This is a genomic window from Sulfitobacter sp. F26169L, from assembly GCF_026410285.1.
Classification (GTDB): domain Bacteria; phylum Pseudomonadota; class Alphaproteobacteria; order Rhodobacterales; family Rhodobacteraceae; genus Sulfitobacter.
Map to the genome: position 1 here is coordinate 1 of NZ_JAPMLP010000005.1, position 15,345 is coordinate 15,345.

Here is a 15,345-nt window from a genome sequence, read left to right on the forward strand (position 1 = left end):
CCCTTCGTACCGCCAGAGCCGGAACCCTTCGTGCCACCAGAACCGGAGCCCTTCGTGCCACCAGAGCCGGAGCCATTCGTACCGCCGGATTCGGAACCATCATAGTGAGATGCGAGGAACGTGTCATACCACTTCGCAAAGCTGTCCCCCTCAACGCCGCCATTGTGATAGGATTTGGTGCTGCTTGCGCTTTCGACCCCAGTTTCAGCCGCATCAAACGAATTGTATTGCTTTCCCATATTTGCTCCAGTTCGATTTCACTTTACGGGAGAGGTCAGGCCGAATCGCGACACTGGCGGTTTATCCCATGATCAAGGTCACAAATTCGTCACATTGTGTCTATAGTTTCAACATAATCTCTAAAATTCGGTTAAATTGCCGATATCCGAGGCTCGCTGAGGAAACAATCGCAGACAAACCCGCCAACAGTATTCAATAAAGAAACGATCGTGAACATCTCGAATCGGAAAATGGACACAGATATGACACATGCGCAGCACATCTTCCGGTGCCGTTTCTGTTAGACTTTGACGAAGAATCAGAAGCAGGATGAACTTTTTCATGGGCAAAACTTCAAAACCAAGCGCACGGGAACAAATCGTCGCCGCCGCTGAAAAACATTTTGGTTTAACCGTAAGGAACGTATCGGCCCCCGGCGGGGAGGACCGCGCCAGCCTGTTGCTTGATCTTGGTGAACGGGACGTATTTGCAACTCTGCGGCCGAACTTTCGGCGCACTCATCTCGAAGCATTTGTACTAACGGAATTGGGCAAGCACTGTGATGACATCCCGCAATGTCTGGGCGTCGCGGGGGAAATCATGTTCCAGACCAATGTTGGCGACCGGCGTCTAAATATTGAAGTTGCCAAGGTTGGCGGTGCAAAACGCGCGGCGATGGCGCAGGACGCGGTATCCGCAATTTTCCGTATCCACAGCGCAGCACGACAGACCGATTTGCACACAATGCTGCCGCATCTTGGCAACAACAAAGAATGGATGGATAATTTTGTCGGGGCTGTCCATTTCTTCAGAGATATGCCCGGAGGAATTTCAAAACAGTTCGATGCGGCATCGGTATCTGAATATCTTTCCGGTCACACCCGCCAGTTCGTGAAGTGGGACTGTCGCTCCGGAAATGCTGCGATCGATGGCGAGGGCCGATTGCGCTGGTTTGACTTCGAATATTGCGGCATGCGCCATGGTGCAGAGGACTTCGCGTGGTTGATCGGGGATGAAGCGTGGCCACTGCGTCCTGATCACATGGTAGATGTGATTATCGATGCCTTCGACCCAACCTGTGGTCACACGATAGAAGAGTATCTGGACTACCTTTCTGTATATCTGACCTTCCATGTTATCCAGCGAATCAAGCTGATTTCAAAGGAGGCTCAAAAACGCGGCTGGCTGAGCAAAACACGCATTCGTAAATACGACGATGCGGGTGTTCACCCCGATTTTGCGGCGCAAGCCTGCAATGTGGGGGCCTATTTTTCGGCTCAATCCCCCCTCACCGCCCCGTTGACCGCGAATTTCTTGGCCGCTGAAAAGGGATTTTCTTCTATCGCACTCAATCGCAAATCGGCTTGAGCTATACGAAGATGACAGGCCATGTTGTAGGTTGGTGCTGCGATGGGCAACGTTTAGAACGGGGTATCTGTGTGAGAATCCCTAGCGAAGACCCTCGGCGTGAGCGATCAACGGCTTCTTAAAACCAAACAGCGGACGCGTTTCATCTGGCCCCCCACTATTGGGTCTTCACGCACATTTATCTGAGGCACATATTGACGCATAGCGTCCATAATAAAGTGTCTCATCGCAGCGATTCAGCGTAACCAAGACGGCTAAAAAACGGTGGCACCACCTTGCCGATACCACAGGTGAGTCGTCAAATATTCTAAAAACACCTTAGGGGCGTATTAGAAGTCACATCGCTCCTGAACTCACTGAGAATTTTGCCATTACGTCCGCCTAAGCAGATAAGTATCCATGATCCATCCATGCTCAGCTCTGGCAGTTTGACGAATAGCCTCGATTTGGTCGGCTGCCTCTGCGAGTGGCCCGTGAAACAACACCTGTTCTTCCATTCCAAGGAAAGCACCCCACCAGATCAGTAGGCCCTCAGGGTCGAGCGTACGAAAGCTGCACTCACTATCAAGCATCACGACGACCGTCTCGGCACGGGAAGGCCAGCCTTGCGCACGCAACTGCCGTCCGGTTGTGATCTGAACAGGCCCTCCCAGAGTGTTCAACGGGATCGCATGCGCCGCCGTAAGCGCCTGTATTGCAGTAATTCCCGGAACAATCCGGATTTTCGGTAAAGGGTCCAAACGCTCTGCAATCCGCATTGTACTATCATAGAGAGAGGGATCACCCCAAACCAGCAATGCAACAGGACCACCGACAATGGCGTCCTTCAAAGCGTGCTGCCAGCGCAGCGCAATCTCGTCATGCCATGCCGTAACACGCTCGATATAGGGAAGCGACGGATCACGGACGGGATACTCAAACGCAATCACCTTCGCATATGTGCCGCTCGCCGTGACAATCGCGTGCCGAAGCGCGGCCAAATCGTCTTTTCCTGCTCCTTTGGTCGGAACAAGAATAACGGCCGCGTCGCGCAGCGCCTGCATGCCTTCGCCCGTTACATGCAGCGGACTGCCTGTACCGATCCCGATCAACCAAAGGTTTTCAATCATAGTATCATTCCATGCATCTTCGGGCCTACTTATCGGCCCGAAGATGGGGTCAACGGCTCAAGCCGCGTTATAAAGACGATGTGTCAGGAACCCTGTTCCACGTCCGTCGCGCAGTGCTTTTGCGCCTGCCAGAACGGCAAGGTCAGCAATAGGTTCAATCAAAACTACCAACATGTAAGCGGCACCAAAGGTCAGAACCGCGCTCAGATTGTCTGCGCCAACGCCTTGACCATAGATGGCCCAGAACGCGACCCATCCAACAACCCCGCCTTGATAGACAGCTGACATCTTCAACACCTCCACATAACGCAGATCGACATAAGCCTGAGCCTGCGGGATCATACGGCGCGCCAAGGCATCAATGGCAAACAGCGGGACCAAGAGCGTCGTCACGTTGACGAAGAACATCGGCATATCAGAGGGTGCAAAAAACATGCCTTGCACCAAAAGACCCAGCGTCAAGCCAAGTGCGGCAGGCGCCGAGCCAAGTAATAAGAACAGCGTTGTCCCGAGGATGAAATGCACCTCCGACACGCCCACGGCGAAATGTGGCATGACCTCAAAGAAGATGAACACCCCGATGGTGGCCAAAACTGTTCGCGCTGCGAAAGAGACGACATCGTGCTGCCTCAGATCATCCGCGATCAGTTTGAACGAATAGCCCGCCGCAGCAGCAGCCGTGCCATAAGCAAAAACCATTTTTGCGCCATCCACGACGCCCGGTTCGATATGCATAGTAATAGTCCTTTCTCGTACCGCCCCACCGGCGGCGTTGGGTTGATGAAGGCAATAAACCTTCGGTTTCACGGCAGGTCTCCTGACTTGCGGATCAATGCGCGCGGGCCCTTCCCGGCTGTGAGGCCAGTGGTCTTGCCGTTGCACTCACCGCTTACAGTTGCGGGGGCAGTTCGGGCCTTTCACCCTATTCCCTTTCAAGCCACAGATGTGGCACCGTGTTTTCAGGTTACGCAGATGCAGTTCGCACTGCAAAAGCTAAACCATCTCTTCGTCCGCAAGCGGACCGTAAAGGATCAGCGCTGCCGCTTCCCCAATCTCGTTACCCAGCTGTTCGGCCAGCGCCGCAACACTCATGCGTGTGAGCCGCTGATCAGGCCCGCTGATGTCTTCGGCCAACAATGCGGGGGTATCTGCGGGTAAACCATGCGAATGCAACGCCGCATAGAGCTTCGGAAATGTACGCTTTCCCATAAAGACAACGGTCGATGCCGTCGGATCAGCCAGCGCAACCATGTTCATATCCTCTGGCAATTTGCCGCTGACGTCATGGCCAGTTACAAACTGCACGCGTCGCGCAGTTAGACGGCGGGTGAGCGGAATACCCGCAGCCGCCGCAGCCGCGATAGCCGAAGGCACACCGGGAATAATCTCGTAGGGAATGCCTGCGGCGCGCAAAGCGACCAACTCTTCCTCCAACCGTCCGAACAGCCCCCCGTCGCCGGATTTAAGCCGCACAACACGCTCGTTGATCTGCGCATGCTCTACCAGAAGGCGGCTCACGTGATCCTGCCTTGGAGAGGCCCGCCCCGCCCGTTTGCCTACTCCAATCAGATCCGCACCGCTGCGCGCATGGCTCAGGATCGGACCAGAGGAGAGATCGTCAAAGAGCACCGCATCGGCACGGCGCAATCTGTCCACAGCCTTGAGCGTGAGCAACTCGGGGTCGCCTGGACCAGAGCCTACGAAGCTGACAAAGCCGGTCATGCCTCCTCCGCCGTGATGAGGTGGAAGAACGTGCCTGACACGTTGCCGCGAATCGAGCCTGTCTCGGGCACAGGGTTGCCATCTGCATCACCCACGTCAGCAAGCGGCGCGTCGGGTTGCTCCAGAATGGTGGAATAGTGATATTCATGCCCCCGCAGGCGCGCGCCCGCCGGATGCCCACCCGCCAAGGGGGACAGAAGCCTTGCCTGACGGTAGCCCAGATGGAATTTCCGCTTCTCGAAGCTGGTCACAAGTCCCAAAAGCCCCGCCATTGCGTGGCGCTGCCCCGCTTTGTCAATTAGCGCATCGCCAAGCGCCATGTAGCCACCACACTCCCCATGTACGGGGCGCGTTTCAGCATGGTGTCGAAGACCAGCCATGAAGGTCTGCGCCGCCGCCAGCTTGCCCGCGTGCAATTCAGGATAGCCGCCGGGCAACCAGACGAGATCGGCACTCGGGTCGGGTGCCTCATCCGCCAGAGGCGAGAACGGGACAACTTCGGCCCCCGCATCGCGCCAGCCTTTGACAAGATGTGGATAGGTAAAGGAAAATGCCGCATCGCGCGCCAATGCGATCCGCTGTGCAGGGGGAGTTGGCAATGCACCGCCCGAAGGGAGCCCCCCGCCACCAGCCGCCGCCCTGAGCGCCGCCAGATCGACATGTTCGCGCAGGAATTCCGCGTAGCCCACGATTGCTGCCTCAAGGTCAGGATGCTCGACTGCCTGAACGAGACCCAGATGCCGCTCTGGCAATGCCAGATCACCACGCCGCGGCAGTGCGCCCAGCACGTTGATCCCCGCCTGCTCCATCCCCAGCGAGGCAAGCCGCGCATGTCGCGGGGAAGCCACACGGTTCAGGATCACGCCCGCAAAAGGTACATCCGGGTTATACATCTTGAAACCCAGCGCCACCGCCGCCGCAGATTGCGCCTGCCCGCTGACATCGACGACCAGAACCACGGGCCATCCCATACGCGCTGCTGTCTCGGCACTGGAGCCAAATCCACTCTGCCCGCGCGTGGCGACCCCGTCATACAGGCCCATCGATCCTTCAGCGATGCACAGATCGGCACCCTGTGCCTGCGACGCGATTGCGTTCAGTAAACCATCGCCCATCGCCCATGTATCAATGTTAAACGACGCACGCCCCGATGCCACCAAGTGAAACGCAGGATCGATGTAGTCAGGACCTGATTTGAACGGCTGCACGCACAATCCGTCATCTGCCAACGCCCGCAATAGGCCCAACATCACAGTCGTCTTGCCCGTACCTGACGAGGGCGCAGAGATCAAAAGACCCGGTATTTTATTCATCTTTATCACTCCAGTTTGCCCAAGGGCTGCCCGCAGTTTGCGGGCGGTAACGACGGTCATAATCGGTGGCATAGAGACAACTGTCGTCAAACCCCTCCGCTCCCAAAGCGGGCCCGACAAGGATCAGCGCTGTGCGCGTAATCGCGGCATCCAGACGCCCTTCGATATCTGCCAGCGTGCCGCGAATGATCTGCTCATCAGGCCAACTGGCGCGAAATACGATAGCGACAGGGCAATCCGCACCGTACGCAGGCGTCAAAGATTGCGTCACATGCGCCAGGTTCTGGACCGACAGGTGAATGGCCAAGGTCGCACCCGTGGCTGCAAAATTTGCCAACGTCTCGCCCTCGGGCATTGAGCTGGCCCGTCCTGGCGTGCGTGTCAGCACCACAGATTGCGACAACCCCGGCAAGGTCAGTTCGGAGCCCAAAGCAGCTGCGGCAGCGGCGAAAGATGGCACACCCGGCGTAACCGAGACGGGGATATCCAGCGCGCGCAGACGGCGCATCTGCTCCCCCATCGCAGACCACACCGAAAGATCGCCCGAGTGAAGCCGCGCAACATCGTGGCCCTCATCCTGTGCGCGCTGCATCTCAGAGATGATAGCATCCAAATCCATCGACGCTGTGTTTACAATACGCGCACCTGTCGGACAGTGGCCAAGGATCGCTTCGGGTACCAGCGACCCCGCGTATAGGCAAACAGGACAGGATGCGATCAGATCGCGGCCCCGCAGCGTCAAGAGATCCGGCGCACCCGGACCTGCACCAATAAAGTGAACCGTCATTTTCCATGTCCTTGTGCAAAAGCGCATGTTGCCATGCGATCAGGTGAGATGTGCCGCTGTCCCAGCAGGCGTCCGTTTGGGCCAACCGCTGCCAATGCCGCAGCTTCGGCCACGCTGCCAGTGCCGTAGGCGGCCTGAGATGTTGGCGAATGTGTTAAAGTGCTCTGGGCGCGCAATTGCGCAAGCGGCACAGCTGTTACCGACAACGCCAGCTCATCTGCCAAGGCACGCAAAGCGGCACTCTCTTCCTTGCCTGCTGCTGTCGCCAGAATGTCTGGCAACCTCTCTTGGCACGCCAGCAACAGCGCCGTGCGCAGACTGTTCAAATCCGCATCAACCCGAAACCCCAGCCCCGCCACGATCATAATACCGCACTCCATTGCACCAGGGGATAGCTGGATTTCCAGCCACGCAACTTGCCCAGCGGTGCCGCCTGCGCCAGTTCGATCCGCAGCAAATCCCCCCCTAAACGGGCATGGGTTTGGGCGAGCAGCGCCTCGCTTTCAAGCGTCACCGCATTGGCCACGATCCGCGTGCCAGCAGGCAAATGCACCTCAAGCCATTCCAAAAGCGCGAACGACAAACCACCCCCGACAAAAACCACATCAGGCGGCGTCAACCCTTCCAACGCGTCAGGCGCCACACCTTGCACGACGTGAAGCCTGTCCACCCCCAGCGTCGCGGCATTCTGCACAATCCTTGCGGCACGATCCGCGCGCGGCTCGATGCAGGTTGCCGATAAAGACATATCGGTCAAAAGCCATTCAATCCCAACGGAGCCAGACCCACCGCCGATGTCCCACAAATGCTCGAACGGGCGCGGCGCCAAGGCCGAAAGGGTCAGCGCGCGCACCGGACGCTTGGTCATCTGGCCATCGCTCTCGAACCATACGTCAGGTCGCCCGGAGGCACGCGGCAGCACGGCGCCCTGTCCCGTAACCTCAAGGGCCACACAAACAGGGTGGGCAAATTCCGTTTCGGGCAGCGTGCTTGCGATAGCGTTGGTTTGGCGCGCACGCGGCCCACCTACTGCCTCGAAAACTGTCAGAGAACTATCCCCGAAACCGCTCTCGCACAGGTAGGCGGCCAGCGCATGCACCGCCGCCCCCTCGCGCAGCAAGACGATCATGCGCACACCACAGGCCAATTCGGGGCGCAAGCGGGTCAAAGGCGCTGCATGAAGCCCGAAACATTCCGTCTGCTCCAGAGGCCACCCCATGCGCGCAGCAACCAGCGAAAAGGTAGAAGGGCCCGGCAGCGCCACCCATTCGTCCGGCTCAAGAAGCCGTGTAATGCTGCTGCCGGCCCCGAACCAGAACGGGTCACCCGACGCCAGCACCACCACACGCCGTCCGCGCAGTGCGATCAACCGCGCAATACCGTCGGCAAATGGCACCGGCCATGCGATCTGTTCCGCATCCACATCAGGCAGCAGCGACAGGTGCCTTGCAGGCCCCATCACGATTTCCGCCGTATCAAGCGCGGCAAGGCTTGCGCGCGAGAGGCCCTCCGGCGCATCTTCGCCCAACCCTACGATGGTCAACCAAGGAATCTCAGACATGGAGCCAAACCTTCTGGTGCTGGGCGGCACGACCGAAAGCTCCGCGCTGTGCCGCGCTCTGAGCGAGGCGGGCATCAGGGCCACTGTCTCTCTCGCCGGTCGTGTGGCGCGGCCCATCCGCCAGCCATTGCCCCAACGCGTAGGCGGCTTTGGCGGCGTTGCGGGTCTGACAGCATACCTGAAGGCCCATGCCATTACCCATGTTGTGGACGCGACCCATCCCTTCGCCGCACAGATGAGCACGAACGCCGTAGCTGCGTGCACGCAAACGGGCGTGCCCCTGATCGCGCTGACGCGTTCCCCTTGGAGCGCTGACAAGGGCGACAATTGGGCAACTGTCCCTGACATCGCCGGAGCAGTCGCCGCTCTTGACCGGCCTGCTGCCCGTGTAATGCTGGCCGTAGGCCGTATGCATCTGGCCCAATTCGCGCCGAACCGTCAGCACCTTTATCTGCTTCGGCTGATTGACGCACCTGATGCACCGCTGCCTTTTTTGAACTGCAATACTGTGCTGGATCGTGGCCCTTTCACCATTGAGGGTGATCTGGCGTTGATGCAAGAGCACCGCATCGATCTGGTCGTGTCCAAGAATTCCGGCGGCGGCGGTGCCTACGCAAAAATCGCGGCGGCGCGCCAACTGGCGCTGCCCGTGATCATGATAGACCGCCCCGCGATACCCGCGCGGCCCGTGGCGCATACGATACCCGAAATACTGAACTGGATCGCTCATTGCGGCACCGAGCGAGGCGTATAGACCAAGGGCGTGCCGTCACGTTCGATAAGACGGGTCGCGGATGTCCCGACCAGAACCATCGTGCGCATATCCGCCATTTCAGGACGTGCATCAGGCAAGGCCACAACGCGGATCACCTCCTCGGGCGTGCTGACTGCGCGGGCAAAGATGACGGGTCGTTTATCGGCGCAGGCCTCGTTCAACACTGTCAAAGCACGTGCAAATCCTTCCGGTCGCGCTTTGGACCTCGGGTTATAGAACGCCATTGCAAAATCCGCCTCCGCCGCAAGGCGCAGACGTTTTTCAATCAGCGCCCAGGGCTTGAGATTGTCGCTGAGGTTGATCGCACAAAAGTCATGACCCAAAGGCGCGCCAACCCGCGCCGCCGCAGCAAGCATGGCAGTGATCCCCGGCAACACGTCAATGGTGAGGGTGCGCCAGTGCTGTGGCCCTGCCTCGACCGCCTCAAACACGGCGGCAGCCATGGCGAATACGCCCGGATCACCGGAGGAAACGACAACAACATGTCGCCCCTCGGCGGCCATCTCGAGCGCATGGCGCGCGCGCTCGATCTCTACCCTGTTGTCGCTGGCATGCAGCGTTAGACCTGCGCGCGCGGGGATGCGAGCCACGTAAGGGATGTAGCCGACAATATCCGTCGCGCGCCCAATCGCCTGCGTGACCTGCGGTGTCACCATATGGTCCGCACCCGGCCCCAAACCTGCAATGACCAATGACCCATTCATGGCCGCCGCCCGTTCCCGTGCACCAGCACGATGGAAAAGTAGGGTGTGATCCGTCCTTCCGCCTCTGACAGGCGCTGAACCGTCTGGCCCTCCATGCTGGCATATTCCACCAACCATGCAGCCTCATATCTGCCTGCTGCCTGCAATGCGCGGCGCACCTTTTCGATGTTGCGCCCGATCTTCATCACCACCAACGCGTCCGCCGCCGCCATATGACGCACCAAGGCCTCCTCGGGCAGCGTTGCCATCAACACGCTTAGAACATCATCGCCCCATGTGATCGGCTGCCCCGAAGCGGTCCACGCCGCAGACATGCCCGTGATCGCGGGCACCACTTGGACGGGCACATCATCCTTCAAACGCTCATAGAGATGCATAAAGGAGCCGTAGAAAAACGGATCGCCCTCGCACAGCACGACGACATCCTCACCAGCCTCGGCCAGCGCGCGTAAATGCGCGGTGCACTCGCTGTAGAACGCCGAAAGGACTGAATTATAATCTGGATGGGATACCGGAATTTCAGTCGTAACGGGGTACTCCATCGGGAACTCCACCGCATCATTGGGCAGCAGCCCTTCAACAATCCCACGGGCACGCCCCGATCGCCCCTCTTTGCGGAAATATGCCACGTGGCGCGCATTTTCCAACAGGCGGTGGGCGCGCAAGCTCATGAGGTCAACGTCTCCCGGCCCCAGCCCAACACCGTGGATTTTTCCCTGAGCACTCATTCTGCACGGCTCGCGATTGCGTTGATAGCCGCAACCGTGATTGCGCTACCGCCCAAGCGGCCCTCCACAATCAGGCACGGCACCGGCTGATCCGCCCACAGCGCATCCTTGCTTTCGCGTGCACCGACAAATCCGACAGGACAGCCGATGATCGCCGCCGGGCGCGGGCAATCAGGATCTTGCAGCATGTTGAGAAGATGAAACAAGGCTGTAGGAGCATTGCCAATCGCAACCAGCGCCCCTTGCAGATGGGGGCGCCAAAGCTCAAGCGCTGCGGCAGAACGGGTATTGCCCATCTCGGCTGCCCGCCCGGGTACAGACGGGTCGCGCAACGTGCAGATCACCTGATTTGCATTCGGCAACCGAGCAGGCGTCACCCCCTCGCTCACCATATGCGCATCGCACAAAACCGGCGCACCTGCGGCAAGTGCGGCGCGCGCAGCACTCGCAAAATCAGGTGACATGCGCACATGCTGCTCCAGCCCCACCATTCCGGCGGCATGTACCATGCGCACGGCAATCGGTTCTTCCTCCGGCGTAAACCGCGCAAGCGCCGCTTCGGCGCGGATCATGGCAAAAGACTGCTTGTAGATCGCAGCGCCATTCGTCTCATATGTGTATGTCATGTGAACCTGTATTCTCCGGTCTCTATGTCTTGGGGCGAAAGCCCGAATATCGTGGGCGTCGCGTCCGCTGTTCCATGGCGCACCACGTCAAACCGCCCCTGATTGCCCACCAACGTCAGGTCCGCCGCCCGCGCCCGTGCGCATCCTTTGGCGCAGCCCGAAACATGCAGGCTGCCCTTTGTCTTGGCCGCCAGTTTGCGGGCCAGATCGCGTGTTGGCACGCTGGCAGAAGGACAAAAAGGCGCACCGGTGCAGGCATCAACGCGCATCAATGGATCATGGGGATCAGTTATAAACACGGAAGCATCAGACAATGCGACCCCTTCCAGAAGCAGCATCCGCCACGGGGTGACACGCAGCGCCGACAGGTTTAGCCCCTTGATCACTTGCGTCAAAGCGACCGCATCAACCTGCCCGAACGCCGCACCAATCAACGCGCCTCCCTTCACCGCGCCGATCTGCGGCGGCAACGCGGCTGGCAGAGTGGCCGTATCGCACCAGATCGCAGGCAAGGCCGCAGCCGCGACAACTTCTGCCATGCGGCGGCGGTCAGGTGAAATCCGCGCGGCCAGCCACCAGGCCATCTCGATCAATGCAGGAATGGCAGTATCTTGTGTTACGCTGCGCCCTGCGACAGCACCATCCGCGCGCAAAACAAGACCATTTGCGCCCTGCTCGATCCGGATATCGGCACTGCCTTGCGTCAATACGGGCTGCCCGCAACAATCTACGGCAAAGCCGACTTTGGCAGGCAGTTCCGGTAACTGAGGCAGGGCGGCAAGGAGCGCCTGCGTCAAATTATAGACTTCATCGCCACTCTCCCAAAAGGGTGTGACAAGGATGTTGCGCCGCCCTTCCAGTGCAGGATCAGCATCCAACAGCCCAAGATCCCCAAGCGCTTGCAGTAGCGCTGCGCAATCCTTTTGTGCCACACCGCGAATTTGCAGATTGGCGCGATTGGTCAAATCCAGATAGCCATGGCCATAGCGCTGAGCCAGTTCGCACAGCCCCAAGGCCTGCACCGTACTGAGCCGCGCAAATCGGGGGCGGATACGCACCACCAGCCCGTCTGCCGCCATCATCGGACGGTGGGCGCCCGGACACCAGCCTTTGACCATTGGGCCACTCATGCCTTCATCTCCAGACCTGCGATGACCGAATTGCGCCGCGTGTGCCACAACCCCGCATCCAACAGCGCGGCGAAACGGTCTTGCATTGCTTGGTGCGCTTGTGGGTTGGCGTCTTGCAAGAACCCATCCGTTTCAGGATCACCCAGCGTCGCATCATGGTAGAGGTCGAACAAATGCGCAGGCACCACGCCCGCCAAATGTGCAAAACCGGCCAGATGCTCAAGCGTCGCTGCAATCTCCGCGGCGCCGCGAAATCCATGCTGTTTCATCCCGTCAATCCATGCGCTATTGGCCGCACGGGCGCGCACGACGCGGGCGATCTCCTCGGACAGGCCCCGCGCACGCGGGTTGGCAGGGTCCGTGTTGTCCAGATGATAAAGAGCCGCCTTGCCGCCTGTGATCTTCTGTGCAGCGGCAAATCCTGCCTCGTGGGCGGCATAATCGCTGGCCAGCAGCAGGTCGGTTTCCGGCAAGTCCTGCGGATGCACAAAGCTGTCGGCTTTTGCCACACGCGCACGAATTCCGTGTGCATCTTTGGTGGCCTGCTCCCCGTCGAGCGCCCATGCGCTGGCGTTGAGCCATGCCAGCCCTGCCTTCTCGCGCCCCGCGTAGCTGTACTCCTCAAGCGAAGCCCCCATACCAATGCCAAACTGACCGGGTGCCGGGCCATAGACACGCGCCAGATCCTCGCGGCCCGCATAGGGGTTCCAGTCGGCCGCCTCATGGCGCCCAGCCAAGGCGCGCACCGCTTGGCCAAACAGCGCAGAAAGAGTTGGAAATACATCGCGGAACAGGCCCGAGACACGCAAGGTGACGTCGATACGCGGGCGGTCCATTTCGGCCAGTGGCAGCACTTCGATGCCGGACACCCGTTCGGAGCCCGCATCCCAGACCGGACGCACGCCCAGCAAATGCAGAGCCATCGCGAATTCTTCGCCCGCTGTGCGCATAGTGGCCGACCCCCAAAGATCAACGATCAAGCCGCGCGGCCAGTCGCCCTCATCCTGCAAGTGGCGGCGGATCAGCTCATCCGCCAGCCGCACACCCTGCGCATAGGCTGCACGGGTCGGAACAGCACGCGGATCGGTGGTGAACAGATTGCGCCCTGTCGGCAGTACATCGCGCCGCCCCCGATAGGGCGAGCCGGAGGGACCCGCAGCGATGCGGCGACCGTCCAGCGCATCCAACAGGGCGCGGGCCTCTCCCCTCACCGACTGTGTAGTAGCGAACGGAACCGTTCCCTTGTGCGCACGACCCCAGATATGGAGCCCCACGCCAAACTGGCTTTCCTTGATATCGCAGACAAAACTATCAATCCGCGTGATCGCTTCCGCGCTGCATCCCGCGCGATCAAGACCCAGATCATCCTCGAGCCCCTGCGCCTGCGCCTCTGTGCGGATATCGCTCTGAAGGCGGTCGCGGCGGCGCGGGTCAAGGCCGTCTGCGTTGGAGAATTCGTCCAGCAATGCTTCCAGCCGTGCGAGCCGGTCGGGTGTGCCACTGGCGCGCATCGGCGGCGGGATATGACCCAACGTGACCGCGCCGATGCGCCGCTTTGCCTGTGCAGCTTCGCCAGGGTCGTTCACAATGAAGGGGTATATCACAGGCATGGCGCCTGTCAGTACTTCGGGCCAGCAGGTATCCGAGAGCGCGACCGATTTTCCGGGCAACCATTCCAGCGTGCCATGCGCACCGATATGCACCAGCGCATCGGTTTCATTTTGTAGCCAGAGGTAAAAAGCAACATAGGCATGGCGCGGCGTGCGCGACAAATCGTGGTAACTGTCCTCGCGGCCCTGCGGGGTTGCACGCTCGGGCTGGAGGGCGATCCACACCTTCCCGCGCAGGATTGCGGCAAAGTGGAACATGCCATCCCGCGCATCGGGATCATCCTCGGGCGCGCCCCAGACCTCGGCAAGCGTTTCGCGCAATTCCTCGGGTAACTGCGCCAGTGCCAGCTTATACTCCTCAATTGGCCAAGCTGTGCTACGCGCCAACAATGCGTCCTGCAAGGCAATGTCGTCTATCGCGACGTCATAGCCTGCGGTGTCCAAATCGCTCAGGATCGCCTCAGCGGATTGCGGCGCATCAAGGCCCACGGCATGCCCCATGTTCCAATCCTTGCCCGGATAGGTCGACATTACGAGTGCGACCCGCCGCTGCGCCACAGGCAAAGCCGCCAACCGCGTCCACCCTTGGACACGGTCTGCAATCGCCTCAATCCGGTCTGCATCGACGCGGTGGGCAAAGCGAGAATACTGTAGATCCGGATCACGCTTGCTCGGATCCTTGAAGCTGGCGACGCCACCCATAATGCGGCCATCGACTTCCGGCAGTACAACATGCATAGCGAGGTCAGCAGGCGACAGGCCGCGTTCCGCACCCGCCCACGCCTTGCGCGTAGAGGTCGCGAGCGCGACTTGAAAAACCGGAACTCCGCCCGCGTCCAGCGGGGAGGTGCCATCGGCCCCTTTACCTGAAAATGCCGTCGCGTTCACAATCGCTGCGGGAGCCAGATGGGCAACCTGACGGCGCAGCCAACCCGCTGCATCCCGCGATTTGAGCGAAGGCGCAAACACCGATGACACATCATATCCGCGAGCGCGGAAGGCCTCAAACAGCGCCGTGATCGGAGCAAGATCTGCGGCGACCAGATAGGACCGATAGAAAACGATCAATATTCGCGGCTTGCCTGCAAGGGCCGCATCGGACCCCACCGACACCAACGGACAGCATGCACCGTCCTCGGGTGTCCATGCCCCAACAGAGGGTAGTGATTTCACCCCCCGTACCGGACCTGCATAAAGCCCTGCCGCCAGCGCCATCTGCGCCAGCGCCGCCTGCGCCGCAACGATGCCGCCCGTGTCACACAAGTGCGCCAGCCGCCGCAGCGTAGATTTTGGCACCGTCGAAAGCGCGTCAAGGCGTGCATCGACCCGCCCGTCCGCAGGCAGCACAGCCAGAGCAATCCCGTTGTCCCGAGCCAGCGCGTAAATTTGCTGCAAGCCATACGGCCAATACGGCACGCCGCCGATCAGACGAACCAAGATACCCTTGGCCCCGCTTAAGGTCTGTTCGACATATGTATCAACCGACAGCGGATGCTTCAGCGCGACGATATTGGCCAGCCGTAGGGACGGCAAACGCCCGTCAGTCCCGCCGCCGCGGTGCCACGCTTCCGCAAAAGCACCAAGGTCGGAATCCGACAGCGACAATACCACAAGATCTGCAGGCGTTTGTCCCACATCGAAGGGTGTCTCTGTCTCCTCCAGCCCGTGGCTTTCGCGGAAAACGACATGCATG

The 15,345-nt window shown here is 59.9% G+C and carries 15 protein-coding genes and 1 riboswitch; of the genes, 2 read left to right on the plus strand and 13 right to left on the minus strand.

The annotated features are described in order from the left end of the window. The coding region (locus tag OS189_RS12175; protein ID WP_267167597.1) for a hypothetical protein at positions 1–239 on the minus strand (239 nt) is incomplete at its 3' end. Positions 240–963: 724 nt separating this feature from the next. Between OS189_RS12175 and OS189_RS12180 the strand changes: the two genes are divergently transcribed. Next, positions 964–1,587: a hypothetical protein gene (locus OS189_RS12180; protein ID WP_267167598.1), complete on the plus strand. Its 624-nt coding sequence runs from the start codon at positions 964–966 to the stop codon at positions 1,585–1,587. A 371-nt stretch (positions 1,588–1,958) separates the two neighbouring features. Here OS189_RS12180 and cobF read toward each other — a convergent pair whose 3' ends face one another. The 7 genes from cobF to cbiE all read right to left on the minus strand — a co-directional run bounded on the left by cobF (position 1,959) and on the right by cbiE (position 8,079). Further along, positions 1,959–2,696: a precorrin-6A synthase (deacetylating) gene (gene cobF / locus OS189_RS12185; protein WP_267167599.1), complete on the minus strand. Its 738-nt coding sequence runs from the start codon at positions 2,694–2,696 to the stop codon at positions 1,959–1,961. A gap of 57 nt (positions 2,697–2,753) precedes the next feature. Then, on the minus strand, positions 2,754–3,431 hold the full coding sequence (locus tag OS189_RS12190) for an energy-coupling factor ABC transporter permease (RefSeq protein ID WP_267167600.1): 678 nt from the start codon (positions 3,429–3,431) through the stop codon (positions 2,754–2,756). A gap of 55 nt (positions 3,432–3,486) precedes the next feature. Continuing rightward, positions 3,487–3,667: riboswitch (cobalamin riboswitch) on the minus strand. A 22-nt stretch (positions 3,668–3,689) separates the two neighbouring features. Further along, a complete protein-coding gene (gene cobA / locus OS189_RS12195) occupies positions 3,690–4,418 on the minus strand; it encodes a uroporphyrinogen-III C-methyltransferase (RefSeq protein WP_267167601.1) in 729 nt (242 codons plus the stop codon). Continuing rightward, on the minus strand, positions 4,415–5,731 hold the full coding sequence (locus OS189_RS12200) for a cobyrinic acid a,c-diamide synthase CobB (RefSeq protein ID WP_267167602.1): 1,317 nt from the start codon (positions 5,729–5,731) through the stop codon (positions 4,415–4,417). The genes cobA and OS189_RS12200 overlap by 4 nt, the downstream gene beginning before the upstream one ends. After that, positions 5,724–6,518, minus strand: coding sequence for a precorrin-4 C(11)-methyltransferase (gene cobM, locus OS189_RS12205; protein WP_267167603.1), 795 nt, complete (start codon positions 6,516–6,518; stop codon positions 5,724–5,726). Before cobM ends, OS189_RS12200 begins: the two co-directional genes overlap by 8 nt. Beyond that, a complete protein-coding gene (locus OS189_RS12210) occupies positions 6,515–6,898 on the minus strand; it encodes a cobalamin biosynthesis protein (RefSeq protein WP_267167604.1) in 384 nt (127 codons plus the stop codon). Before OS189_RS12210 ends, cobM begins: the two co-directional genes overlap by 4 nt. Beyond that, positions 6,880–8,079, minus strand: coding sequence for a precorrin-6y C5,15-methyltransferase (decarboxylating) subunit CbiE (gene cbiE / locus OS189_RS12215; RefSeq protein WP_267167605.1), 1,200 nt, complete (start codon positions 8,077–8,079; stop codon positions 6,880–6,882). The genes OS189_RS12210 and cbiE overlap by 19 nt, the downstream gene beginning before the upstream one ends. Between cbiE and OS189_RS12220 the strand changes: the two genes are divergently transcribed. Further along, positions 8,078–8,833, plus strand: coding sequence for a cobalt-precorrin-6A reductase (locus OS189_RS12220; protein WP_267167606.1), 756 nt, complete (start codon positions 8,078–8,080; stop codon positions 8,831–8,833). The genes cbiE and OS189_RS12220 overlap by 2 nt on opposite strands. On the opposite strand, the gene cobJ is transcribed toward OS189_RS12220, so the two are convergent. From cobJ to cobN, 5 genes are read right to left on the minus strand one after another with little or no spacing between them, the layout of a single operon-like run. After that, a complete protein-coding gene (cobJ, locus tag OS189_RS12225) occupies positions 8,806–9,558 on the minus strand; it encodes a precorrin-3B C(17)-methyltransferase (protein WP_267167607.1) in 753 nt (250 codons plus the stop codon). The two genes, OS189_RS12220 and cobJ, sit on opposite strands and share 28 nt — an antisense overlap. Beyond that, positions 9,555–10,286 carry a precorrin-2 C(20)-methyltransferase gene (locus OS189_RS12230; protein ID WP_267167608.1) on the minus strand — a complete coding sequence of 244 codons (732 nt, stop codon included), beginning with the start codon at positions 10,284–10,286 and terminating at the stop codon, positions 9,555–9,557. Before OS189_RS12230 ends, cobJ begins: the two co-directional genes overlap by 4 nt. After that, positions 10,283–10,912 (minus strand): precorrin-8X methylmutase, encoded by a 630-nt coding sequence (locus OS189_RS12235; RefSeq protein WP_267167609.1) that lies wholly within the window; start codon positions 10,910–10,912, stop codon positions 10,283–10,285. The genes OS189_RS12230 and OS189_RS12235 overlap by 4 nt, the downstream gene beginning before the upstream one ends. Next, on the minus strand, positions 10,909–12,042 hold the full coding sequence (locus OS189_RS12240) for a ferredoxin-like domain-containing protein (RefSeq protein ID WP_267167610.1): 1,134 nt from the start codon (positions 12,040–12,042) through the stop codon (positions 10,909–10,911). Before OS189_RS12240 ends, OS189_RS12235 begins: the two co-directional genes overlap by 4 nt. Further along, on the minus strand, positions 12,039–15,344 hold the full coding sequence (gene cobN, locus OS189_RS12245; RefSeq protein ID WP_267167611.1) for a cobaltochelatase subunit CobN: 3,306 nt from the start codon (positions 15,342–15,344) through the stop codon (positions 12,039–12,041). Before cobN ends, OS189_RS12240 begins: the two co-directional genes overlap by 4 nt. Position 15,345 lies beyond the last annotated feature (1 nt).

Coding starts and splice junctions, on each gene's coding strand:
- cbiE (WP_267167605.1), bottom strand. CDS start 8,079: ATGTCTGAGATTCCTTGGTTGACCATCGTAGGGTTGGGCGAAGATGCG.
- cobJ (WP_267167607.1), bottom strand. CDS start 9,558: ATGAATGGGTCATTGGTCATTGCAGGTTTGGGGCCGGGTGCGGACCAT.
- cobN (WP_267167611.1), bottom strand. CDS start 15,344: ATGCATGTCGTTTTCCGCGAAAGCCACGGGCTGGAGGAGACAGAGACA.
- OS189_RS12200 (WP_267167602.1), bottom strand. CDS start 5,731: ATGAATAAAATACCGGGTCTTTTGATCTCTGCGCCCTCGTCAGGTACG.
- cobM (WP_267167603.1), bottom strand. CDS start 6,518: ATGACGGTTCACTTTATTGGTGCAGGTCCGGGTGCGCCGGATCTCTTG.
- OS189_RS12210 (WP_267167604.1), bottom strand. CDS start 6,898: ATGGAGTGCGGTATTATGATCGTGGCGGGGCTGGGGTTTCGGGTTGAT.
- OS189_RS12235 (WP_267167609.1), bottom strand. CDS start 10,912: ATGACATACACATATGAGACGAATGGCGCTGCGATCTACAAGCAGTCT.
- cobF (WP_267167599.1), bottom strand. CDS start 2,696: ATGATTGAAAACCTTTGGTTGATCGGGATCGGTACAGGCAGTCCGCTG.
- OS189_RS12180 (WP_267167598.1), top strand. CDS start 964: ATGCTGCCGCATCTTGGCAACAACAAAGAATGGATGGATAATTTTGTC.
- OS189_RS12220 (WP_267167606.1), top strand. CDS start 8,078: ATGGAGCCAAACCTTCTGGTGCTGGGCGGCACGACCGAAAGCTCCGCG.
- OS189_RS12230 (WP_267167608.1), bottom strand. CDS start 10,286: ATGAGTGCTCAGGGAAAAATCCACGGTGTTGGGCTGGGGCCGGGAGAC.
- cobA (WP_267167601.1), bottom strand. CDS start 4,418: ATGACCGGCTTTGTCAGCTTCGTAGGCTCTGGTCCAGGCGACCCCGAG.
- OS189_RS12190 (WP_267167600.1), bottom strand. CDS start 3,431: ATGCATATCGAACCGGGCGTCGTGGATGGCGCAAAAATGGTTTTTGCT.
- OS189_RS12240 (WP_267167610.1), bottom strand. CDS start 12,042: ATGAGTGGCCCAATGGTCAAAGGCTGGTGTCCGGGCGCCCACCGTCCG.